General features: G+C 64.8%; 19 protein-coding genes. 7 read left to right on the plus strand and 12 right to left on the minus strand.

Annotated elements, in window-relative coordinates:
- Positions 1-216: 216 nt before the first annotated feature.
- Positions 217-1,518 (minus strand): dicarboxylate/amino acid:cation symporter, encoded by a 1,302-nt coding sequence (locus tag QO207_RS12200; RefSeq protein WP_301532662.1) that lies wholly within the window; start codon positions 1,516-1,518, stop codon positions 217-219.
- A gap of 364 nt (positions 1,519-1,882) precedes the next feature.
- Here QO207_RS12200 and QO207_RS12205 point away from each other — a divergent pair, with 364 nt between their 5' ends.
- Positions 1,883-2,884 carry an AraC family transcriptional regulator gene (locus QO207_RS12205; protein WP_301532663.1) on the plus strand — a complete coding sequence of 334 codons (1,002 nt, stop codon included), beginning with the start codon at positions 1,883-1,885 and terminating at the stop codon, positions 2,882-2,884.
- A gap of 220 nt (positions 2,885-3,104) precedes the next feature.
- On the opposite strand, the gene QO207_RS12210 is transcribed toward QO207_RS12205, so the two are convergent.
- The 5 genes from QO207_RS12210 to QO207_RS12230 all read right to left on the minus strand — a co-directional run bounded on the left by QO207_RS12210 (position 3,105) and on the right by QO207_RS12230 (position 7,961).
- The gene (locus QO207_RS12210) at positions 3,105-4,448 is read right to left on the minus strand and encodes an ATP-binding protein (RefSeq protein ID WP_301532664.1); all 1,344 of its coding nucleotides are present in this window, start codon (positions 4,446-4,448) and stop codon (positions 3,105-3,107) included.
- Positions 4,445-5,122: a response regulator gene (locus QO207_RS12215; protein WP_301532665.1), complete on the minus strand. Its 678-nt coding sequence runs from the start codon at positions 5,120-5,122 to the stop codon at positions 4,445-4,447. Before QO207_RS12215 ends, QO207_RS12210 begins: the two co-directional genes overlap by 4 nt.
- Positions 5,123-5,177: 55 nt before the next feature.
- A complete protein-coding gene (locus QO207_RS12220) occupies positions 5,178-5,789 on the minus strand; it encodes a hypothetical protein (RefSeq protein WP_301532666.1) in 612 nt (203 codons plus the stop codon).
- Between the two features lie 295 nt (positions 5,790-6,084).
- Entirely contained in the window at positions 6,085-7,293 is a 1,209-nt protein-coding gene (locus tag QO207_RS12225; RefSeq protein ID WP_301532667.1) for a lytic murein transglycosylase, read from the minus strand.
- On the minus strand, positions 7,290-7,961 hold the full coding sequence (locus QO207_RS12230; protein ID WP_301532668.1) for a polysaccharide lyase family 7 protein: 672 nt from the start codon (positions 7,959-7,961) through the stop codon (positions 7,290-7,292). The genes QO207_RS12225 and QO207_RS12230 overlap by 4 nt, the downstream gene beginning before the upstream one ends.
- A gap of 216 nt (positions 7,962-8,177) precedes the next feature.
- Between QO207_RS12230 and QO207_RS12235 the strand changes: the two genes are divergently transcribed.
- The 3 genes from QO207_RS12235 (at position 8,178) to QO207_RS12245 (ending at position 11,521) form a co-directional block, all read left to right on the plus strand.
- On the plus strand, positions 8,178-8,978 hold the full coding sequence (locus QO207_RS12235) for a dienelactone hydrolase family protein (RefSeq protein WP_301532669.1): 801 nt from the start codon (positions 8,178-8,180) through the stop codon (positions 8,976-8,978).
- 239 nt (positions 8,979-9,217) lie between these two features.
- Complete coding sequence (locus tag QO207_RS12240; RefSeq protein WP_301532670.1) at positions 9,218-9,928, plus strand: 4'-phosphopantetheinyl transferase; 711 nt, start codon at positions 9,218-9,220, stop codon at positions 9,926-9,928.
- 219 nt (positions 9,929-10,147) lie between these two features.
- A complete protein-coding gene (locus QO207_RS12245) occupies positions 10,148-11,521 on the plus strand; it encodes an OprD family porin (protein ID WP_301532671.1) in 1,374 nt (457 codons plus the stop codon).
- Between the two features lie 213 nt (positions 11,522-11,734).
- Here QO207_RS12245 and modC read toward each other — a convergent pair whose 3' ends face one another.
- Genes modC through modA form a run of 3 tightly spaced genes read right to left on the minus strand, consistent with a single transcriptional unit; the run spans position 11,735 to position 14,299 of the window.
- Complete coding sequence (modC, locus tag QO207_RS12250; RefSeq protein WP_301532672.1) at positions 11,735-12,838, minus strand: molybdenum ABC transporter ATP-binding protein; 1,104 nt, start codon at positions 12,836-12,838, stop codon at positions 11,735-11,737.
- A 7-nt stretch (positions 12,839-12,845) separates the two neighbouring features.
- A complete protein-coding gene (gene modB, locus QO207_RS12255; protein WP_301532673.1) occupies positions 12,846-13,526 on the minus strand; it encodes a molybdate ABC transporter permease subunit in 681 nt (226 codons plus the stop codon).
- Between the two features lie 17 nt (positions 13,527-13,543).
- Complete coding sequence (modA, locus tag QO207_RS12260) at positions 13,544-14,299, minus strand: molybdate ABC transporter substrate-binding protein (protein WP_301532674.1); 756 nt, start codon at positions 14,297-14,299, stop codon at positions 13,544-13,546.
- Positions 14,300-14,427: 128 nt separating this feature from the next.
- Between modA and QO207_RS12265 the strand changes: the two genes are divergently transcribed.
- Positions 14,428-14,856: a molybdopterin-binding protein gene (locus QO207_RS12265; protein ID WP_301532675.1), complete on the plus strand. Its 429-nt coding sequence runs from the start codon at positions 14,428-14,430 to the stop codon at positions 14,854-14,856.
- 199 nt (positions 14,857-15,055) lie between these two features.
- Here QO207_RS12265 and QO207_RS12270 read toward each other — a convergent pair whose 3' ends face one another.
- The 3 genes from QO207_RS12270 to QO207_RS12280 form a co-directional block, all read right to left on the minus strand.
- Positions 15,056-16,681, minus strand: coding sequence for an ATP-binding protein (locus tag QO207_RS12270; protein WP_301532676.1), 1,626 nt, complete (start codon positions 16,679-16,681; stop codon positions 15,056-15,058).
- A 226-nt stretch (positions 16,682-16,907) separates the two neighbouring features.
- Positions 16,908-17,456, minus strand: coding sequence for a GNAT family N-acetyltransferase (locus QO207_RS12275; RefSeq protein ID WP_301532677.1), 549 nt, complete (start codon positions 17,454-17,456; stop codon positions 16,908-16,910).
- 3 nt (positions 17,457-17,459) lie between these two features.
- The gene (locus QO207_RS12280) at positions 17,460-18,164 is read right to left on the minus strand and encodes a response regulator (protein ID WP_081518063.1); all 705 of its coding nucleotides are present in this window, start codon (positions 18,162-18,164) and stop codon (positions 17,460-17,462) included.
- Positions 18,165-18,960: 796 nt separating this feature from the next.
- Between QO207_RS12280 and QO207_RS12285 the strand changes: the two genes are divergently transcribed.
- Positions 18,961-21,849, plus strand: coding sequence for a ribonucleoside-diphosphate reductase subunit alpha (locus tag QO207_RS12285; protein WP_301532678.1), 2,889 nt, complete (start codon positions 18,961-18,963; stop codon positions 21,847-21,849).
- A 332-nt stretch (positions 21,850-22,181) separates the two neighbouring features.
- Positions 22,182-23,429, plus strand: a complete 1,248-nt coding sequence (locus QO207_RS12290) for a ribonucleotide-diphosphate reductase subunit beta (RefSeq protein WP_081518061.1) — start codon at positions 22,182-22,184, stop codon at positions 23,427-23,429.
- Positions 23,430-23,433: the final 4 nt, after the last annotated feature.

Consider the following 23,433-nt stretch of genomic DNA (forward strand, 5'->3'; position numbering starts at 1 on the left):
ACGGGCTCCAGCACACACCTTGTAGGAGCGAGCTTGCTCGCGAACCCGCTCAACGCTGCGGCCGCCAGGAAACCCATTCGCGAGCAAGCTCGCTCCTACGAAGAGCCGAAAACCCGCACCTTTCACCCGCCCATAAAAAAGCCCGCTCAAGCGAGCGGGCTGGAAAGGCTCCGGTGCTTCACGTTCACCGGGCCGAATTGCTCTTTGGCGAACCCGTCAGGACGGCTGCAGCTCTGCCGAGTTGCTCGGGCCGGCGGCCAGTTCGGCGGAGAGGGTCTTCTCGTCCAGCTGCTTGCACCACTTGGCGACCACGATGGTGGCTACGCCGTTGCCGACCAGGTTGGTCAGGGCGCGGGCCTCGGACATGAAGCGGTCGATACCCAGGATCAGCGCCAGGCCGGCAACCGGCAGGTGGCCGACGGCGGACAGGGTGGCGGCCAACACGATGAAGCCCGAACCGGTGACACCGGCAGCGCCCTTGGAGGCGATCAGCAGCACGACCAGCAGGGTCAGCTGGTGGGTGATGTCCATCGGGGTGTCAGTGGCCTGGGCGATGAACACGGCGGCCATGGTCAGGTAGATCGAGGTACCGTCGAGGTTGAACGAGTAGCCGGTGGGGATCACCAGGCCGACCACGCTCTTGTCGGCGCCCAGCTTCTCCATCTTGGCGATCATGCGCGGCAGGGCGGACTCGGAGGACGAGGTGCCCAGCACGATCAGCAGTTCTTCGCGGATGTAGGAGATGAAGCGCAGGATGCTGAAGCCGTGGGCGCGGGCGATGCCACCCAGGATGATCAGCACGAACAGCAGGCAGGTGATGTAGAAGCACAGCATCAGCTGGCCCAGCTGCACCAGCGAACCGAGGCCGTAGGCACCGATGGTGAAGGCCATGGCACCGAAGGCACCGATGGGAGCGACCTTCATGATCACGTTGATGATGTTGAACATCACGTGGGTGATGCGATCGATGAACTCGAACACCGGCTTGCCGTAGTCGCCCAGGCGGTGCAGCGCGTAGCCGAACAGCACGGAGAAGAACAGCACCTGGAGGATGTCACCGTTGGCGAAGGCGCCGACCACGGTGCTCGGGATGACGTTCATGAAGAAGTCGATGGTGCTCTGCTTCTCGCCCGAAGCGATGAAGCCGGTGAGCGCGGCGTTCTTGTTCATTTCGGCGGTCAGCGTGGCGACGTCGGCGTGCATGCCGGCGCCCGGCTGGACGACGTTGACCACGACCAGGCCGATGATCAGCGCGATGGTGGAAACGATTTCGAAGTACAGCAGCGCCATGCCGCCCGTCTTGCCCACGGCCTTCATGCTCTGCATGCCGGCGATGCCGGTGACCACGGTACAGAAGATGATCGGCGCGATGGCCATCTTGATCAGTTTGACGAAGCCATCGCCCAGCGGCTTCATCAGTTTGGCGGTGTCGGGGTAGAAGTGGCCGAGTGCGATACCGATGGCGATGGCGATCAGTACCTGCACGTACAGGCTTTTGTAGAAGGGTTGCTTGGTCATGGCAGCTCTGTCCTCACGGGCGTGCGCTCACCAGGGGCAAACGCAAGACCGAACGCGTTATCTCCCTGCAATGGGAGAATTTGTTTTCAGGGCATGCCCGAAGGCAGGCCTTGAACGCTTATGGCAAGTGCTGTGCCAGACCTTTAAAAAATGTTAAATCCCTTTAAATTCAATAACTTCCATAAAAAGTCACGGCACGGGAAGGCTGCAATCTGGCGGATTCCCGCCTTCGTCCTGGCGGATTTCCCGCCCTCTGGCGGGTATCCGCCATGGCCTTCGTACCGTAGATTGTAGAACCCCGATCAGGTTCGACCGGGTTTGCCGCGCGGCGTTGGACGTGCGGCCAGAACAACAAGGACCGCTCATGCGTGAACGCACCATTGCCAGCCATTTCGTCCGCGCCGCTGTGGGCGGCGCCCAGCGCCAGGGGCTGAACGTCCCGGCCCTGCTGCGGGACGCCGGGATTGCACCGGCTATCCTCGACGAACCCCGCGCGCGGGTCGACCCCGAGCAGTTCAGCCGGCTGATGCAGACTCTCTGGGAAGCGCTGGACGACGAGTACATGGGCTTCGGCAGCCAGCCGAGCAAGCGCGGCACCTTCGCCATGATGTGCAACGCGATCATCCATTGCCGCACGCTGGAGAAGGCGCTGGGGCGCGGCTCGCTGTTCTACGGCCTGTTCCCCGAGGCGCCGCAGATTCACCTGGAGCGTGACGGCGAACGCGCGCGCCTGACCCTGGACGAAACCCACCTGCGTGACCCGGACCACTTCCTCGCCGAAAGCCTGCTGCTGATCTGGCATCGCCTGGCCAGTTGGCTGATTGGCCAGCGCATCCGCCTGGAGGAAGCCACCTTCAGCTACCCGGCGCCCGAGCACCAGGGCGAGTACGACCTGATCTTCCCCTGCCCGCGCCGCTTCGAAGCCGGCAGCACCGGGCTGCTGCTGCAGGCGCGCTACCTGGACATGCCGCTGCTGCAGGACGAGCGCACGCTCAAGCATTTTCTCAAGGACTCCCCTGCCGACCTGCTCGCCCGCCCCGACGGCGGCGACAGCCTGACCAGCCAGATCCGCCGCCTGCTGGGCCGCGACTGCCGCAGCTGGCCGGACCTGGAACAGGTCGCTGCGCAGCTGCACATGAGCCCGCAGACCCTGCGCCGCCACCTGCGCGAGGAAGGGCCGAACTTCCAGGAGCTCAAGGACCAGCTGCGCCGCGACCTGGCGATCTACTACCTGGGCCGCGACGAGCTGTCGATCCAGGACATCGCCGACCAGCTTGGCTTTTCCGAGCCGTCGGCGTTTCATCGGGCTTTCAAGAAATGGACGGGGCTGACGCCGGGGGCGTATCGGGCGCAGCAGGGGGAGTGAGGAGCGCGCCGGTGGGATTTCGCGGACAAGGTCCGCTCCTACAGGGTGGTTTCGGTGCGAGGGGGTTCGCGAGCGAGCTCGCTCCTACAGATAAACGCCACTGTCAGCCTGTGCGTAGGAGCGGACTTCGTCCGCGATAGGCCCGAATCGCACCGGATACCATCGCGGACAGAGTCCGCTCCTACGCCACCGGGCACAATCGCGCGGCCGAACAGGCGGGCTAGCCCGGCAACCGAATCCTGAAACAAGCCCCGCCCAGCGCAGAATCCTCCAGCGCCAGCTCGCCGTCGTAGCTGTCGATGATGTCCTTCACCACCGCCGTACCGATGCCCTGGCCAGGGTGCTGGGTGTCCAGCCGTTCGCCGCGCTTGAGGATGCGCTCGCGCTGGCTGGCGGGCACGCCAGGGCCGTCGTCTTCGATGATCAGCTCGAACATCCGCCCGTTCTTGCGTGCGCTGACCTTCACCGTGGTCAGGCACAGGCGGTAGGCGTTCTCCAGCAGGTTGCCGAGCATTTCCAGCAGCGCGCCCTTTTCCAGCGGCAGCGACAGCCCCTGGGGAATGTCGCGCTCCAGCTTCACGCGCTTGTCGCGGTAGACCTTGTCCAGCGCGCCAGCGATGGTGTCCAACAGCGGGTCGAGGGCCGCGCGGTGGCGGATCAGGCCGCTCTTGCGCATGGTCGCGCGCTGCAGCTGGTAGCCGATCTGCTGGCTCATGCGCTCGATCTGGGTCTGCAGCACCTGCACCTGCTCGCGGTTCTTCGGCTCGTCGGCAAGGGTTTCGCTGACGCCCTGGAGCACCGCCAGCGGCGTCTTCAGGCTATGCGCGAGGTCGCCCAGGGAATTACGGTAGCGCTCGCGCTGGGCGCGCTCGCTTTCCAGCAGGCGGTTCACCGAGTCGGTCAGGCGCAGCATCTCGGCGGGATGGTCGTCGCTCAGGCGTTCGCGGTCGCCAGTCTCGATCTGGTCCAGCTCCGAGCGCAGCCCGCGCATCGAGCGGAAGCCCCAGCCCAGGCCAAGCCAGAGCAGCCCGAGCAACAGCAGCAGCGCACCGCCCAACCACAGGTAGAGCTGGTCGCGGAAGCCGCTGACCAGCTCGCGGAACTCGCTTTCCGGCTGCATGGTGACGATGCTGTAGGCCGCGCGTTTGCCGCCCAGCAGGTCGATCTCCACGTCGTAGACGAAGAACTCCTGGCCGGTGGCATCACGGATGCGGGTAAATTCGTCGATCAGGCCGTCGTACTTGGGGGTGTAGCTGACGCTCTCGTCCTGGGCCGAGGTGGAGCGCCACACCAGTTGCCCGGACTGGTCGTAGATGAAGCCCAGCAATTTGGATTCGGGGAGGTTGAAGTCCTCCACCGGCAGGTGCTCGGGCATGCTCAGGACATTGCCTTCGATGCGCGCCGAGGACACCAGGGTCGCCACGTCCGCCGCCAGGCGCTGCTGGATGGCGTTCTCCAGGGCGATGCTGAATGCACGCTGGAGAGCCGGCAGCAGCGCCGCCATGAACAGCACGGCGAGAATCGCCGCCCCGATCATCAGCCGCAGACGCAGCGAGCGGATCATTTACACAGCTCGTTGAAGATGTAGCCCTGGCCGCGCACGGTATCGATCGGCTTGAAGCCCGCAGCGCTTTCCAGCTTGCGGCGCAGGCGTCCGACCAGCACCTCGATGACGTTCGGATCGCGCTCGTCGTCGTCCGGGTAGAGCTGCTCGATCAGGCGCTCCTTGGCCACCACCTGCTGGTGATGCCGCATGAGGTATTCGAGGATGCGGTACTCGAAGGCGGTCAGCTGCAGCGATTCGCCGTTGACCAGCGCCTGCTTGCGGTTGGTGTCCAGCACTAGCGGGCCGGCCTCGATGCTCGACTGGGCGAAGCCGCTGGAGCGGCGCAGCAGCGCGTTCAGGCGGGCCTCCAGTTCTTCGAACTGGAAGGGTTTGACCACGTAGTCGTCGGCGCCGGCGGCCAGGCCTTCGACCTTGTCCTGCCAGTTGCCGCGTGCGGTGAGGATGAGAATGGGGAAGCTCTTGCCCTGGCTGCGGAACTCGCGGATCAGGTCCAGGCCGCTCATGCCGGGCAGGCCCAGGTCGATCATCGCCAGGTCATGATGGTATTCGGCGGCGCGGTACAGCGCCTCTTCGGCGTTGGCCACAGCGTCGACCACGTGGCCTTGTTCGCCGAGCCGGGTATACAGGTGATGGCGCAACAGCGCCTCGTCTTCCACCACCAGCAGTTTCATGCGCGTGCTCCCTGAGTCAGGCAACCGGGCCGCGCGGGCCCGGTTGCGTTACCGGTCAGAACTTGTAGTTGGCGCCCAGGTAGAACTGGGAGCTGCTGTGCAGGTCAAGGGATCCCACCTTGCTGCCACCGTGCGGGCTCATCTCGGTACTCGCGTTGGTACGCAGGTAACGGTAGCCGCCTTCCACGGAGGCGTTCTTGCCGAGTTCCTGGAGGATACCGGCTTGGGCGCCGATGGCGTAACCCACATCGCTGTCGCGGCTGTAGCCCTTGGAGTCCTGCTCCAGCTTGACCAGGCCGGCGGTGCCGCCGCCGAACAGCTTGGTGCCCTGGTCGCCCAGCGGCAGGAAGGCGTCGTAGCTGCCGAGCAGGTTCTGCTGGCGCAGCTTCAGGCCGTTCTCGGTGTCGGAGACGTTTTCATAGGTCACGTAGTAGCGGCCCTGCTCCATCTGCTGGCCGGCACGAATGCCCCAGGTGCCGCTGTTGTTGATCACGCTGTCGAACTTGGGGTTGCCCAGGTTGCGATTCAGCGCGTCGGACTTCTGGATGTTGTTGCTGGTTTCGCCCCAGGTCATACCGACGAAGGTGTCGGCGGCGCTGGCTGCGGTGGCGGCGAAGCTGGCACCGAGGATGGCGCTGGCGAGGGCGATTTTCTTCATGGTGTTCATGGGGTTTCTCCCGTCAAGGATGTCTGTAATGAGTTGACGGGGAACAGGTTACGAGGGGGGCACTGAACCGAACCTGTCCGGGTACTGAACCAATGCTGAACGAATTATCCGAAGGAAATTTCACTCACCTTCTCAGTTGCGATGGCTGCGCTGCCCCATTGGGTTCGCGAGCAAGCTCGCTCCTACGAAGAGCGCTTCCGGTAACTGTAGGAGCGAGCTTGCTCGCGAACAGAAGCCCCGGCACAAACGAAAAGCCCCGGCACTTGCCGGGGCTTCGCTGGAACGGGCGGGATACTCAGCCGCCCTGCAACGCCTTGAGGATCTTCTGCCCCGCCCGCCCATCCGCCGGCATCATGCCGCGCTTGTTCTGCTCCTGCTGGATCGCCTTGCGCGTCACGTCGCCGATCATCCCGTCGGGCTGGCCAATGTCGTAGCCACGCTTGACCAGCAATTCCTGCAGTTCCCTGCGCTGCGCCCGGCTCAGCCCCGGATCGTCGGTCGGCCAGGGCGTGCGCAGGCCCGGCTCGCCGCGCAGGCGGTCGGACAGCAGGGCGATGGCCAGCGCGTAGCTTTCCGCGGCGTTGTAGGAATAGATCGCGTCGTAGTTGCGCAGCACCAGGAAGGCCGGGCCATTGGCGCCCGCCGGCAGCAGGATCGCCGCCTTGGAGTCGATGCTCGGGATCGGCTTGCCGTCGATACGTTTCACGCCACGGCTGGTCCAGTCCGACAGCGCACGGCGCTTGGTGCGCCCGGCCTGGGAGGCGTCGAATCCCGCCGGCAGTTTCACCTCGTAGCCCCACGGCTGCCCTTCGCGCCAGCCGGCCTTGCGCAGGTAATTGGCGGTGGACGCCAGGGCGTCGGCGGTGCTGCCCACCAGGTCGCGGTGGCCGTCGCCGTCGAAGTCCTCGGCGATGCGCGCGTAGGTCGAGGGCATGAACTGCGTCTGGCCGAAGGCGCCGGCCCAGGAGCCGGTAATGCCGCTATCGCGGATATCGCCCTGCTGCAGCAGCTTGAGGGTGGCGAAGAACTCGCCCTGGAAGAACGACTGGCGCCGCCCGTAGCAGGACAGCGTCGACAGCGACACCAGCAGCGGGCGCTTGCCGGTGATGCGGCCGAAATCGCTCTCCACGCCCCACACCGCGACTACCGTGGCCGGGTCGACCTGATAGCGCGCGGCGATCTTGCGCAGCAGTTCGGCGTGCTCGGCCATGCGCGCCTTGCCGTCGGCGACGCGCTGGTCGTCCACCAGCCCGGCCAGGTAATCCCAGATCGGCGTGGTGAATTCGGGCTGGAAGTCGAGCAGCGGCAGCACGCTCAAGTCCGGCTGCAGCCCCCTGGTGTACTGCGCATAGCTGGCAGCGCTGACGCCCTTGGCCTGGGCGGCGCCCTGCAGGCGATTCAGGCAGGCGCCGAAATCGTCGCCGGGCGCGGCCTGCACCAGCGCCGCCGGCAGCAGCAGGGACAAGGCCAGGGAAACGCGGCGCGCGATGGAAGTGGTCTTCATTGGTGTTGGATGCTCAGATCGGTAAAGGTGGCGCGCCCGCCTTCAGTGGCGGGCCCGCGATTGTCCTGCAGGTAGACGCCTGCCTTGAAGTACAGGCCCTGGTAAGCCCATTTCGTGTCCAGTTGCTGGCTGACCTGACCGTCCTTGACCTGCACGCTCAGCACGCCGCTGCTGGACACGCCCAGGCGGTAGGTAAAGGTATCGCCCAACGGGATGCCGTCATAGACGGTATAGGTGCGCGTGGTGATGTCGTCGGGCCGATCGCGAACCAGCGCCTGCACCCGCGCCTTGTCCAGGCGTTGCTGGTAGACCAGCTTGACCAGCGGCAGGGCCTCGGCGCTGCCACTGCCGTTGCTGTGGATCTGCCCGATCACCATGCGCCGGCTGGAGGGCACCGCCTCCACGCGCAGGGTGGCGACCATCAGGTTATCCGCCAGCGGATAACGCCAGGTGAACAGGCGGCCGTCGGGCTTGGTCTCGCGCAGTTCGGTACGGGGGAATTCGCTGCCGGTGGTATGCGCACCGTTCACCGGCACCCAGAACACCACGCCATCGGCGCTGCGCTGGAAATACGGGCTCTGGTAGTCGCGGCGCAGTTGCGCCGTGGAGATGGTCGCGGCCGGGCCGCGCTGGGGAATGGTCAGATTCCAGGTGCTCAGGTCCAACATCGGCCTATCGCTTTGCGGGTCAGGACATGGGCGTCAGGGTAGACGAGGCTGACGGACTTTTCACCCGCCGGGCATCGCCATTTCCGAGGTGACAAGCCCGTGCTTGAGCGCCCGCGCAAGCACTGCGCGGGCGTTTTTGCCGTCAGCGACTATCTTCTGTTGGGTCCGTCTCCCAACGCCTTCATCAAATCCCGGCCATCGCCACGGAGAGCCACCATGCGCCTGTTATCCGCCCTGTTGCTGTTCGCCTTCGCGGCCAGCGCCCACGCCGCTATCCAGACCCAGGAAATTCCCTACGAATCCACTGACGGCACGAAGATGATCGGCTACTACGCCTACGACGACGCCAAGTCCGGCATCCGCCCTGGCGTCATCGTCGTCCACGAGTTCTGGGGCCTGAACGACTATGCGAAAAGCCGCGCTCGGCAGCTCGCCGAACTGGGCTACAGCGCCCTGGCCATCGACATGTATGGCGATGGCAAGCACACCGACCACCCCAACGACGCCAAGGCCTTCATGGCCGAGGCGCTGAAGAATGCCGACGCCGCCAAGGCGCGCTTCCAGGCTGGCCTGGAGCTGTTAAAGAAGCAGCCGCAGACCGACCCGAGCAAGATCGCCGCCATCGGCTACTGCTTCGGCGGCAAGGTGGTACTGGACATGGCCCGCGCCGGCCTGCCACTGGCTGGCGTGGCCAGCTTCCACGGCGTACTGGCAACCCAGACGCCGGCCCAGCCGGGGCAGATCAAGGCGAAGATCCTGGTCGAGCACGGCGGCGCCGACACCCTGGTGCCGCCCGAAAGCGTCGCCGCCTTCAAGGCCGAGATGGACAACGCCAAGGCCGACTACAAACTGGTGATCCAGCCCGGCGCCAAGCACAGCTTCACCAGCCCGGATGCCGACAAGCACAAGGGGCACGGCCTGGACGTGGGTTACGACAAGACCGCCGACCAGAAGTCCTGGGCGGACCTGCAGGCGTTCTTCAAGGAAATCTTCGACGTGAAACCGGACGCGCAGTAAATCGCAGGCAATAAAAAACGGGAGCCCATTCGGGCTCCCGCACTCAATCAAGTGTCTAAGGTCAGAGCCCGCCTTGGCGGCACTCCAACAACAACCTCACCTGCGTCCCCTTTGGGGAACGCGGCGCGCAGTGTGACAAAGCTTGTCGGACGAATCCGTACGCCTTTGGTGAAGGTTTGCAAAGGAATGTAAGTGCCGCGTGACTGGTGAGCCACGTTCTGGCGCGGCAGAATGTCCCCATGACCACCCTTCCCGCTTTCTGCACCCCTCTCGACGCCGACTGGCCCCTGCCGACACCGCTGGCCGGCTGCCAGCTGCGCAGCACCCGTTTCGACCGCCAGCGCCTGCAGGCCGGGGATTTCGCCCTGGGCCAGGTCGAGCCGCCAGCGAACATCCAACGCTCGGTCGCCAAGCGCCAGGCCGAATACCTCGCCGGGCGCCTCTGTGCGCGTGAGGCGCTGCTGGCGGCGGGTGGGCCGGCGCAGGTGCCGGGCACCGATGAAGAACGGGCGCCAGTCTGGCCGGCGGGCTTCTGTGGCTCCATCACCCATGGCGACGGCTGGGCAGCGGCCATCGTCGCGCACAACAGCGAATGGCGTAGCCTCGGCCTGGACGTGGAGAACCGCCTGGAAACCGCGCGCGCCGAACGTCTGGCCGCGGAAATCCTCACGCCGGACGAACTCGCGCGCCTCGATCCGCAGCAGGCGGCGTTGCAGGTCACCCTCACATTTTCCTTGAAGGAGAGCCTGTTCAAGGCGCTCTTCCCGCTGGTGCGCAAGCGCTTCTACTTCGAGCACGCCGAGCTGCTCAGCTGGTCCGCAGGCGGCCACGTGCAGTTGCGCCTGCTGACCGATCTGTCGGAGGAATGGCACCACGGCAAGGAGGTCGCCGGGCAATTCAGCCTGTTCGACGGACGCCTGCTGAGCCTGGTAGCGATCCCCGCGATCTGACTGCTGCGACTGTCAGACACATCCGAAAGTCTTGACTTAAAAGTCAGAATTTGGCGTCATGCACGCGCCCCGTGAGCCTGTACCCCTTTTGATCCTCGGATTTTGCCTTCAGAGGAATCGTCAGCAGGTATATCGATGTATAGAATCCTATACAGCCAGGCGACAACGTCGGGCAACTGGGGACCCCACAAAAAGAACACGCACTTCGGAGCAAACGGAATGACCAGAAACACCCTGGCGCTCGCCATTGCGGCCAGCTCGCTCGGTCTCATCGCGCAATCGGCCCACGCTGGCGGCTTCATCGAAGACAGCAAGGCCAGCCTGACCCTGCGCAACTTCTACATCAACACCGACAACCGCAACGGCACCGCCTCTCCCAGCAAGCAGGAAGAGTGGGGCCAGGGCTTCATGCTCAACTATTCCTCGGGCTTCACCCAGGGCACCGTCGGCTTCGGCGTTGACGCCCTCGGCCTGCTCGGCGTGCGCCTGGACGGCGGCGGCAAGGCCGGCAAGGCCGGTATCGATCGCCAGCCCGGCACCATCTTCCCGCTGGAAAGCGATGGCAGCGCCGTCGACGAATTCAGCAGCCTCGGCATGACTGCCAAGGCGAAGATCTCCAAGACCGAATTCCGCTACGGCACCCTGCAGCCCAAGCTGCCGGTGGTGGTCTACAACGACGCCCGCCTGCTGCCGATGACCTACGAAGGTGGCCAGGTCACCTCCACCGACATCGACAAGCTGACCCTGACCGGCGGCCAGCTGACCCACACCAAGGGCCGCAACTCCACCGACTGGCGCAGCATGTCCATCGCCGGCGCCAACGGCAGCAGCGCCACCTCGCGCGACAGCAACAAGTTCTACTTCGCCGGCGGCGACTACAAGGCCACCAAGGACCTGACGCTGTCGTACTACTACGGCGAGCTGGATAACTTCTACAAGCAGAACTACCTCGGCCTGGTGCATAACTGGGGTATCGGCCCGGGCACCCTGAAGTCCGATATCCGCGTCTTCATCAGTGATTCCGACGGCAAGAACGGCAGCGCCTCCGGCCGTGCCGACGGCTACGTCAGCAGCGGTTACTACGGCGGCAACAGCCTGAAAGGCGAAGTGGACAACAACGTCTACAGCGGCATGTTCACCTACTCCCTGGGTGGCCACAGCATCGGCGCCGGCTACCAGACCATGACCGGCGACAGCGACTTCCCCTACCTCAACCGCGGCGACGGCGAAGGCACCAGCACCTACCTGATCTCCGACGCCCAGCTGCTGAAGTTCAACCACGCCGGCGAGCGCACCTGGATCGGTCGCTACGCCTACGACTTCGCCGACCTCGGCGTACCGGGCCTGACCTTCAGCGTGCTCTACCTGAACGCCGACAACATCGACACCAAGGACGGCGACAAGGGCGAGTGGGAACGAGATATCGCCCTGGGCTACGTGGTTCCCGAAGGCACCCTCAAGGGCCTGGGCCTGGCGTGGAAGAACGCCACCATGCGTAGCGGCCTGCCGGCAGCGACCACTCCGGGCGTGCCCAACCAGCGCGACCAGGACGAGAACCGCCTGATCGTCAGCTACACCATTCCGCTGCTGTAAGGCGTGGAGTGAAACCAAGAAGGGCGGCCAGTGGCCGCCCTTTTTCTTTTCTCCCAACCCACTAACTGTGCGCGTTCCGGCTGGCGTAGGAGCGGACTCTGTCCGCGATGTGCCGCCGACCAGTTCGGAGCAGCCGGAAATCGATCGCGGACGAAGTCCGCTCCTACGCTCGGCGAAGCGCCGAAGTTTCCTGTAGGAGCGTGCCCTGGATGTTCAGGCCAGCAACGCCACCGACTTGATCTGCGCCCATACCGCCTGGCCGGCATGCAGGCCGAGCTGGTCGTGGGAGTAGCGGGTAATGCGCGCCAGCAACGGGGTGCCGGCCACGTCCAGTTTCACCAGCAGGTGCGCGGAATTATCGGTCGGAACGATCTCGACCACGCTCGCCGGCAGCACGTTGAGGATGCTGCTATGGGCCGCCGGCTCCAGGCTCAGGCTGACGTCCCGCGCCTGCACCTTGATGCGCAGCGCCCTGCCCTTTTCCATCGGCGCGTGGGCCAGGCGGATGTGCTGCTCGCAGTGCGGCAGCGCCAGGGTCAGCAGGCCGTAGTCGGCGTTGTGCCCGAGCACCTGGCCATCGATCACCACGCCAGCGTCTTCCAGGTGGGAGATGGGCAGGTCGGTGCGCGCCAGGGTGTCCATCACCGGGCCGCTGGCAATTGCCTTGCCCTGCTCCAGCAGGACCAGGTGATCGGCCAGCCGCGCTACCTCGTCGGGCGAGTGGCTGACGTAGAGAATCGGGATATCCAGCTCGTCGTGCAGGCGCTCCAGGTACGGCAGGATTTCCGCTTTGCGCTTGAGGTCCAGCGCCGCCAGCGGCTCGTCCATCAGCAGCAGGCGCGGGCTGGTCAGCAGCGCGCGGGCCATGCCGACACGTTGGCGCTCGCCGCCGGACAGGTGTCCCGGCATGCGCTCCAGCAGATGGCCGATGCCCAGCAGTTCGGTGGCCTGCTCCAGCTCGACGCGGTGCTCATCGCGCGGCACGCGCTTCATGCCATAGGTGAGGTTGCGCTTCACCGACAGGTGCTCGAAAAGGTTGGCGTCCTGGAACACGTAGCCCAGTGCGCGCTTGTGCGGCGGCAGGAACACGCCGGCTGCGCTGTCCTGCCAGACTTCGCCATTCACCACCAGCCGGCCGAGCGGCGCACGCTCCAGGCCCGCCACGCAGCGCAGGCAGGTGGTCTTGCCGGAGCCGGAGTGGCCGAACAGCGCGGTCACGCCCTTGCCCGGCAGTTGCAGGTCGACATCCATGCTGAAACCGGAGTAGGCAATCTGGAATCGGGCCTCGATGGCGCGTGGGGAAAGCTCTTGCGACATGCCCACCTCAGGCCCAGGCCGAACGGCTGCGGCGGCTCGCATAGAGCGCCAGCAGGACGAAGAACGAGAAGATCACCATGCCGCCGGCCAGCCAGTGCGCCTGGGCGTACTCCATGGCCTCGACGTGGTCGAAGATCTGCACCGACACCACGCGGGTCTTGCCCGGGATGTTGCCACCGATCATCAGCACCACGCCGAACTCCCCCACCGTGTGGGCGAAGCCGAGGATGCTGGCGGTGATGAAGCCCGGCCGCGCCAGCGGCAGGACCACGGAAAAGAAGGTATCCAGGGGGCTCGCGCGCAAGGTCGCGGCCGCCTCCAGCGGCTTGTTGCCGATGGCCTCGAAAGCGTTCTGCAACGGCTGCACCACGAAGGGCAGCGAATAGAACACCGAACCCACCACCAGCCCGGCGAAGGTGAACGGCAGGCGCCCCAGGCCCATGCTTTCGGTCGCCTGACCGATGAAGCCGTGGGGCCCCATGGTGATCAGCAGGTAGAAGCCGATCACCGTGGGCGGCAGCACCAGCGGCAGCGCCACCACCGCTCCCAGCGGGCCTTTCAGCCAGGAGCGGGTGCGCGACAGCCACCAGGCTATCGGCGTGCCGATCAGCAGGAGGATCAAGGTGCTCAGGGCAGCCAGCTCGATGGTGAGCCGGATGGCCAGGAAATCCTCCTGCGTGAGGGGCATCGCGCTTCCTTAACGACTTAGAGTTCGTAACCGTAGGACTTGATCACCGCAGCGGCCTTCGGCCCCTTCAGGTACTCGACCAGAGCCTTGGCAGCAGCGCTGTCCTTGCCCTTGTTGAGGATCACGGCGTCCTGGCGGATCGGGTCATGCAGGTCGGCCGGGACGATCCAGGCAGAACCGCTGGTCACCTTGCCATCCTTGTAGATCTGCGACAACGCCACGAAGCCCAGCTCCGCGTTTCCAGTGGAGACGAACTGGAAGGCCTGGGTGATGTTCTGGCCTTCGACGATTTTGCCGGCGACCTTGTCCTTGAGACCGAGCATGTCGATCACCTGGGTGGCGGCCAGGCCGTAGGGCGCGGCTTTCGGGTTGGCGATGGACAGGTGCTTGAACTCGTTCTTCTTCAGCACGTCGCCCTTGGCATCGACGTAGCCGTCTTTCGCCGACCACAGCGCCAGGGTGCCCACGGCGTAGGTGAAGCGCGAGCCGGGGACGATTTCCTTTTCCTCTTCCAGCTTCTTCGGCGTGGTGTCGTCGGCGGCGAGGAAGACTTCGAACGGCGCGCCGTTCTTGATCTGGGTGTAGAACTGGCCGGTGGCGCCGTAGGCGGCGACCAGCTTGTGCCCGGTGTCCTTCTCGAAGTCCTTGGCAATCGCCTGGATCGGCGCGGTGAAGTTGGCGGCGACGGCCACCTGCACTTCATCGGCCAGGGCCGAGTGCAGGGCGAAGCAGGAAGCGACCAGCAGGGACAGACTTGCGAAACGGTGTTTCATCGTGATGCTCCAAGTGGGTTGTTGTTTTCAAAGGTCGAACTGGCGGGACTGGTCTATAACCTCAGTTCAGTCCCGTGATGCTCCCGGCGCAATGCCGGCCATACACACGAATCCAGGAGAGCCGATTCATGAAGGTCAGTGCGCGCAACGTCTTCAAGGGCAGTGTCAAGCAACTGCGTAACGGTGCGGTGAATGCCGAGGTGGTGGTCGCCCTGCCCGGTGGCAGCGAGCTGGTGGCGATCGTCACCGAGGAAAGCGTGAAGAGCCTGAATCTGGCCCAGGGCAAGGAAGTCATGGCACTGGTCAAGGCGCCGTGGGTGATGCTGATGACCGACGCCGACGGCATCCGCCTGTCCGCCCGCAACTGCCTGGCCGGCACGGTGAAATCGGTCACCGATGGCGCGGTCAACGCCGAGGTCGTGCTCAGCCTGCCCGGTGGCGCCGAAGTGGTCGCCGTGGTCACCCGCGATGCGGTGGCCGAACTGGGCCTGGCGGCCGGTGTGAAGGCGACTGCGGTGATCAAAGCGTCCCATGTGATCCTCGGTGTTCCTGCCTGAATCCCTGCGCGGGCCTGTCCCTGACCGGCCCGTCAACCGCGTCCGCAAGCGTTCGTTATAGCAAAAATTACATAACGATAGCGGTGACTCTGCAATACCCCCTAAGAGAGACATTCACACGGGAAGGATGCGGAGTGCAGCGCGCGGTGCCATCAGCCTGTCATGGCACCGCAGCATTCTGCATTTTTTGACCCCAAGGTCAAATACTGTCGTCGACCTTCGGCGCCTGGCGACGCGGCCACATCAGCGTGAAGCAGGCTCCACCCAGCGCCTCGCTCCTGGCTATCTCCGCGCGGCCGCCGTGCCAGTGGATGATCCGCCGCACGATGGACAGCCCCAGTCCGTGCCCACCCGTTACCCGCGCCCGGCTGTCATCGGCGCGGAAGAACGGCTGGAACAGCCGGTGCCATTGCGCTTCCGGCACGCCGGGGCCGTCGTCTTCGACGTCCACCTGGCAACGGTCCACGCTCACCCGGAAGCTCACCCGCACCCGCCCTTCGGCGTAGCGCAGCGCGTTGGTCAGCAGGTTCTGCAGCGCGCGGTGCAGGTAGCGCGGTTCGGCCTCGATCCAGCTGCCCTGGTCGAACGGCACCAGCGCACCGGCCTCGCAGGTGACGGTGATTTCCCGGCGCAGCGGAGCAATCTCCGAGACCACCTGCTCGACCAGCGCGCCCAGCTCGATGCGCTGGTAGGTCAGCGCCGGCGAGCCCTGCTCCAGGCGCGCATATGTGAGCATCTCGTCCACCAGCTGGTCGAGGTCCTGGATATCGCCATCCATGCCTTCCATGTACTTGCGTCGGGCCTTGTCGGTCTCGGCGGACTCGATCATCTCCAGCCCGAAGCGCAGCCGCGCCACCGGTGTGCGCAGCTCGTGGGAGACCGCCCGCACCAGCTCGCGTTGCACCGTCAGCAACAGGTGCAGTTGTTCGGCCATGTGGTTGAAGGCCCCGGCGAGCCGCCCCACCGAGTCCGCGCCGCGCACTTCCACGCGGGTATCCAGGCTGCCGCGAGCGATGCGCGTGGCGGCGGACTCCAGGCTGCGCAGGCGCTGCTCCAGCCCACTGATCAGCAGGAACAGGGTCAGGCCGATCAGCGTCAGCGCCACCACCACGATGATGGTCAACAGCTGCGGCGGATAGGGGTTCATCTGGTAGATCGGCCCCAGCTCCAGCACCCAGGGCGTGTCGAGGATGCCGGAGAGCACGCGGATCGAATCGCCGCCCTTGCCCAGCGCCATCACCGTATCGCCCTCTTCCACCCGACGGCTCTGGTCGTCGTCCAGGTCGACTTCCTTCAGCCGCAGCAGGTGCACCTCGAAGCCGAAACGCTTGTCGCGGACGATGCGCGCCAGGTGATAGGGCTGCTCGCTGGCCGGGTAGCGCTTGAGCTCGTCCATCAGCAGGTAGATGGTGGCGCGCGCCAGCTGCTCGCTGACCTGCTCCACCTCGCCGGTGAGGATCAGCCCTTCGGCCGCACTCACCTGGGTCATGACCTTCACTTCATGGGGCACGCCGGCCTGCACCAGCACCTGGTCGTTCATCAGCCGCGCTCGGCTGCGCCCTTCCATGCCCAGCGCGTCCAGGCTGGTGAGCTTCAGCGGGATGCCCAGCAGGCGGCTCCACTGGCTCAGGGCGCGCTTGCGGTCCACCTCGTTCATGGGCAGCAGCTCGTCCGCCATCAGGCGGAAGGTGCCGCGCGCCAGGTCCTCGCGGTAGCGCTCGCCGCGCACGTCGTTGACCAGGTGCAGCGTCAGCACCGCCAGCGCGGCCACCGCCACCAGGGTCAGCAGCATGCCGCCGTAGATGCGCAGGAAGATGGATTTCATTGGGGGTTGTTCCGGGGAGGCACGCTGCAGGTGGGGAGCACCCTCACCCTAGCCCTCTCCCAGAGGGAGAGGGGACTGTACGGAGTACGCGTGAAGATTGGCGCCCTGCTCGGATGGCTCGGTTGGCATCTGTAACGGCAGGACAGCACCGAACCGGCAGCCGGCACGGACGGCCCCCTCTCCCCCCGGGAGAGGGCTGGGGTGAGGGCCAGCCCGAGCGCCAGACTCACCCTGCCTCCGCCGAGTTGAGCAACCCGTAGTAGTCCAGGCTGAGAAACGCGCCGTCCTTCACCTCGCACTCGCGGCGCCGGCCTTCCAGGGTGAAGCCCTGGCGCAGCAGCAGCAGGCGGCCGCTGGCGAGGTTCTCCGGCTCCACTTCGGCCTCAATGCGGTGCACGTTCATTGCGCCGAAGGCGTGGCGGAAGATCAGCGGTAGGCATTCGCCCATCACGCCCTGCCCCCAATATTCGGGCAGCAGCCAGTAGCCCAGTTCCAGACGCCGATGTTCCTGCTGCCAGTTGTTGAAGCCGCAGCCGCCGAGAATGTCCTCGGGCGCATCCGGCCGGCAGATCGCCCACCAGACGCCGCTGCGCTCTTTATAAATGCGCTCGAACCACTCCATCTGCTCGCGGGTGGCCTCCAGCGTCGCGTAGGAGACGCCGTAATGACGGATCACCTCGGGATGCGACAGCGCGCGGAACACCAACGGCTGGTCGGCATCGCTGAAAGCGCGCAGGCGGAAACGCTCGCCGTGCAGCTCGGGGAACGCTGGCACGGCTCAGAGCTCCCCGACGAACAGGTAGCCCTTGCTGCGCACCGTCTTGATCAGGCGCGGGTGCATCGGGTCGTCGCCGATCTTCGGGCGGATGCGCGAGATGCGCACGTCGATGGAGCGGTCCTGGCCGTCGTACTCGATGCCGCGCAGGGAGTTGAAGATTTCCTCGCGGGAGAGGATGCGCCCGGCGTTGGCCGCCAGCAGCCAGAGCAGGTCGAACTCGGCGCTGGTCAGCTCGATGGTCTGCTCGTCCAGCCAGGCCTCGCGCATGGCGTTGTCGATCACCAGCTTGCCGAAGGTCAGGCGCTTGCCGCCCACCACCGGCGCAGCCTCGGCCGGCTCGCTGCGGCGCAGCAGGGCGCGGATGCGCGCCAGCAGCACGCGCGGGCGCACCGGCTTGCACACGTAGTCGTCGGCGCCCATCTCCAGGCCCTGGACCTGGTCCATGTCGTCGGTGCGCGCGGTGAGCATCAGGATCGGCCCGTCGTAATCCGGGCGCAGACGTTTGCAGATGGACAGCCCATCCTCCCCCGGCAGCATCAGGTCGAGCACCACCAGGTCCGGCCGTTCGGCCAGCACCCGCTCCACTGCCTTGCCGCCATGGGATTCGATGGACACCGCCAGGCCGTTGCTCTCCAGGTAGTCCTGGGTCAGCTCGGCCAGTCGCTGGTCGTCCTCGACGATGAGAATGCGCGCTTCTTGTTCCACCTTGCCTCCTGATGCGCCATGAGCGAGCGCGGGCCTGCTTACTATGAGAGAGCCACTATAGAGAGCCCGCAAAAGCGGCCGGCATTGTAGCCAGATTGCCAGCGCCGCGGCACGCCACCGGCGTAAGCAGGCATTGCGCGAAAAGGTCAAGGGCTGCTGCGGCAAAAACACTACATATTGTGGTAGTGTTCTCCCCCGTGCAGCGCTGCCGATGCGTGCGAAAAATCTGTCATAAACCACGACGAACGGTGAAAGGCAGGCAGCATCAGGGATAGCGCGAGTTACCCCGCTTCACCCACATTCCATGCACATTTTATCCACAGCTTTTCCCCCGTCTCCCGCCTTGCAAACACCCCCATAGCGCATTATCTTGTATCCCCGTTGCGGTATACCCCTACATCTTGGGGTTGCAGCGATGAACCGGACACAAGAAGAAAGTCGAAATCCCGAGCCCGTTCCACGGCTCCTCCGGTTCCACCACAACGTATTCCAGACGTACTGATGTGCCAGGCGGCCCTGCCCGCAAGGAGCGATTCATGTCGATGGAAATGCGGTACGGGTGTTGCAACGTAACGTTCAACACCACTAGGTATTGTGGTCCCGGCCCGTAAAGCCGGCACCCGAGTCGGGCCAGGGAGGCGCTTCGGGTCATTCCCCCTGTTCCAGAAGAATTCCAGCCCGCGGCTGCAATCGCGGGCGACTGCTCTTTTTGCTCTTTATTTGACTCCTTGCTTTTGAGAGCGGCGCCACTGGCGTCAGCAACACACCCATTACGAGAACGTGGAGAACACCACCCATGCAAGTCGACACCACTCGCGAGAACCCGCAGGCCAACGCGCCGCAGGCCGCCGAATCCGCTCAGGATCTGGCTGCCACCGCGCCCGGCCAGCTGCGCGTGATCAAGCGCAACGGCACTGTAGTTCCCTACACCGATGACAAGATCACCGTAGCCATCACCAAGGCGTTCCTCGCCGTGGAAGGCGGCACCGCCGCCGCCTCGTCGCGCATCCATGAGACCGTGCGCCGCCTGACCGAACAGGTCACCGCGACCTTCAAGCGCCGCATGCCCTCCGGTGGCACCATCCACATCGAAGAAATCCAGGACCAGGTCGAACTGTCCCTGATGCGCGCCGGCGAGCAGAAAGTCGCCCGCGACTACGTGATCTACCGCGAAGCCCGTGCCAACGAGCGCAAGACCGCAGGCGTCGCCAGCGACATCGCCCAGCCGCACCCGAGCATTCGCATCACCAAGGCCGACGGCAGCACCCAGCCGCTGGACATGGGCCGCCTGCAGACCATCATCCGCGAAGCCTGCGAAGGCCTGGCCGAAGTCGATGGCGCCCTGATCGAACGCGAAACCCTGAAGAACCTGTACGACGGCGTGGCCGAGAAGGACGTCAACACCGCCCTGGTGATGACCGCCCGTACCCTGGTCGAGCGCGAGCCGAACTACTCCTACGTCACCGCCCGCCTGCTGATGGACACCCTGCGCGCCGAAGCCCTGGGCTTCCTCGGCGTCGCCGAGAGCGCCACTCACCACGAGATGGCTGACCTCTACGCACAGGCCCTGGTTGCCTATGTAGAGAAAGGCTCCGAGTTCGAGCTGATCGACAGCAAGCTCAAGGGCTACGACCTGGCCAAACTGGGCGCCGCGATCAACCACGAGCGCGACCAGCAGTTCACCTACCTCGGCCTGCAGACCCTGTACGACCGCTACTTCATCCACAAGGACGGCATCCGTTTCGAACTGCCGCAGGTCTTCTTCATGCGCGTGGCCATGGGCCTGGCCATCGAAGAGAAGGACCGTGAAGCTCGCGCCATCGAGTTCTACAACCTGCTCTCCTCGTTCGACTACATGTCGTCGACCCCGACCCTGTTCAACGCCGGCACCCTGCGTCCGCAGCTCTCCAGCTGCTACCTGACCACCGTTCCGGACGACCTGTCGGGCATCTACAACGCCATCCACGACAACGCCATGCTGTCCAAATTCGCAGGCGGCCTGGGCAACGACTGGACTCCGGTCCGCGCGCTGGGCTCCTACATCAAGGGCACCAACGGCAAGTCCCAGGGCGTGGTTCCGTTCCTCAAAGTGGTGAACGACACCGCCGTCGCCGTCAACCAGGGTGGCAAGCGCAAGGGCGCCGTCTGCGCCTACCTGGAAACCTGGCACCTGGACATCGAGGAATTCCTCGAACTGCGCAAGAACACCGGTGACGACCGCCGCCGCACCCACGACATGAACACCGCGAACTGGATTCCGGACCTGTTCATGAAGCGCGTCTTCGACGACGGCAAGTGGACCCTGTTCTCCCCGTCCGAAGTACCGGACCTGCACGATCTGACCGGCAAGGCCTTCGAAGAGCGCTACGAGTATTACGAAGCCCTGACCGAGTACAACAAGATCAAGGTGTTCAAGGTCGTCCAGGCCAAAGACCTGTGGCGCAAGATGCTCTCCATGCTCTTCGAGACCGGCCACCCGTGGCTGACCTTCAAGGACCCGTGCAACCTGCGCAGCCCGCAGCAGCACGTGGGCGTAGTGCACAGCTCGAACCTGTGCACCGAGATCACCCTGAACACCAACAAGGACGAGATCGCCGTCTGCAACCTGGGCTCGATCAACCTGGTCAACCACATCGTCGACGGCAAGCTGGACACCGCCAAGCTCGAGAAGACCGTGAAGACCGCCGTGCGCATGCTCGATAACGTTATCGACATCAACTACTACTCGGTCCCGCAGGCTCGCAACTCGAACCTCAAGCACCGCCCGGTAGGCCTCGGCATCATGGGCTTCCAGGACGCTCTGTACCTGCAGCACATCGCCTACGGTTCCGACGCCGCCATCGAGTTCGCCGACCAGTCCATGGAAGCGGTGAGCTACTTCGCCATCCAGGCTTCCTGTGACCTGGCCGACGAGCGTGGCGCCTACGAGACCTTCGACGGCTCCCTGTGGTCCAAGGGCATCCTGCCGCTGGACTCCCAGCAGATCCTCATCGAAGCCCGTGGCCAGAAGTACATCGACGTCGACCTGACCGAATCCCTCGACTGGGCTCCGGTACGTGCTCGCGTACAGAAAGGCATTCGTAACTCGAACATCATGGCCATCGCGCCGACCGCGACCATCGCCAACATCACCGGCGTATCGCAGTCCATCGAGCCGACCTACCAGAACCTGTACGTGAAATCGAACCTCTCCGGCGAGTTCACCGTGATCAACCCCTACCTGGTTCGCGACCTGAAAGTGCGCGGCCTGTGGGACCCGGTCATGGTCAACGACCTGAAGTACTACGACGGCTCCGTGCAGCAGATCGAGCGCATCCCGCAAGACCTGAAAGACCTGTACGCCACCGCCTTCGAAGTCGAGACCAAGTGGATCGTCGACGCCGCCAGCCGCCGCCAGAAGTGGATCGACCAGGCCCAGTCGCTGAACCTCTACATCGCCGGCGCCTCGGGCAAGAAGCTCGACGTGACCTACCGCATGGCCTGGTTCCGTGGTCTGAAGACCACCTACTACCTCCGTGCCCTGGCCGCGACCAGCACCGAGAAGTCCACCATCAACACCGGCAAGCTCAACGCCGTGTCCGCTGGTGGCAACGAAGGCCTGCAGGCCGCCGCTGCCGAACCGCAGCCGGCTCCGGTCCCGCAAGCCTGCTCCATCGACAATCCAGACTGCGAAGCCTGCCAGTAAGGAGGTAAGCGGTCCTCGGAACGGTCCGCGCGTCGTTGCCCGGCAGGTCGGCCCCCATCACGTACAGTCGTACGCTCAGGGGCTCCGACCTACCAGGCGCCTAGCGCGGCCTCGCTCCGAGGCACCGCCAGAACTCCGCAGCTTCGAAGTCCCCTCTCCCTCAGGGAGAGGGCTAGGGTGAGGGGCTCTTCAGGGCCCCTTCTCCCCACCGAACAACAGCCTCCTCCGCCGCGCACCGCGCAGGACGGAAGAAGCACAAGCTCTTAGCGTGCACCACACGCCACCAGACATCAGGCCGCCCTAGAACGGCCATCCAGAACAGGAGAGGACCCATGCTGAGCTGGGACGAATTCGACAAAGAAGACGCCACCGAAGCCAAGGCCGCCCCGGCCGTCGCCCAGGCCGCTGCGCAGAACGCTGACAAACTCGACGCCGACGCCGCCGGCTCCGTCGAAGAAGCGCGCGCCGTATCCGCCGACGACTCCGACGCCGTCGCCCGCGCCAAGCAGGCCCTCGACGCCCTGGACATCCAGGAAGGCCTGGACGATCTCGAAGGCTCCGCCGCCCGCGTACAAGTCGGCGACAAGCAGATGATCAACGCCCGCGCCGACCTCAACCAGCTCGTACCCTTCAAGTACGACTGGGCCTGGCAGAAGTATCTGGATGGTTGCGCCAACCACTGGATGCCCCAGGAAGTGAACATGAACGCCGACATTGCCCTGTGGAAGAGCAAGGACGGCCTCAGCGAAGACGAGCGCCGCATCGTCATGCGCAACCTCGGCTTCTTCTCCACCGCCGACTCCCTGGTCGCCAACAACCTGGTACTGGCCGTCTACCGCCTGATCACCAACCCCGAGTGCCGCCAGTACATCCTGCGCCAGGCCTTCGAAGAAGCGATCCACACCCACGCCTACCAGTACTGCATCGAGTCGCTGGGCATGGACGAGGGCGAAATCTTCAACATGTACCACGAGATCCCGAGCGTCGCTAAGAAGGCGTCCTGGGGCCTCAAGTACACCCGCTCGATCTCCGATCCGAAGTTCGAAACCGGAACGCCTGAGACCGACCGCCAGTTCCTGCGCAACCTGATCGCCTACTACTGCGTCCTGGAAGGCATCTTCTTCTACTGCGGCTTCACCCAGATTCTCTCCATGGGCCGCCGCAACAAGATGACCGGCACCGCCGAGCAGTTCCAGTACATCCTGCGCGACGAATCCATGCACCTGAACTTCGGCATCGACGTGATCAACCAGATCAAGATCGAAAACCCGCACCTGTGGGATGCCCAGATGAAGGACGAGGCCACCCAGATGATCCTCCAGGGCACCCAGCTGGAGATCGAATACGCTCGCGACACCATGCCGCGTGGCGTACTGGGCATGAACGCCGCGATGATGGAGGACTACCTCAAGTTCATCGCCAACCGCCGCCTGACCCAGATCGGCCTCAAAGAGGAATACCCGGGCACCAGCAACCCGTTCCCGTGGATGAGCGAAATCATGGACTTGAAGAAAGAGAAGAACTTCTTCGAGACCCGCGTGATCGAGTACCAGACCGGCGGCGCGCTGAGCTGGGACTGACGGA

This window comes from Pseudomonas sp. CAN1 (assembly GCF_030462585.1).
GTDB lineage: Bacteria > Pseudomonadota > Gammaproteobacteria > Pseudomonadales > Pseudomonadaceae > Pseudomonas.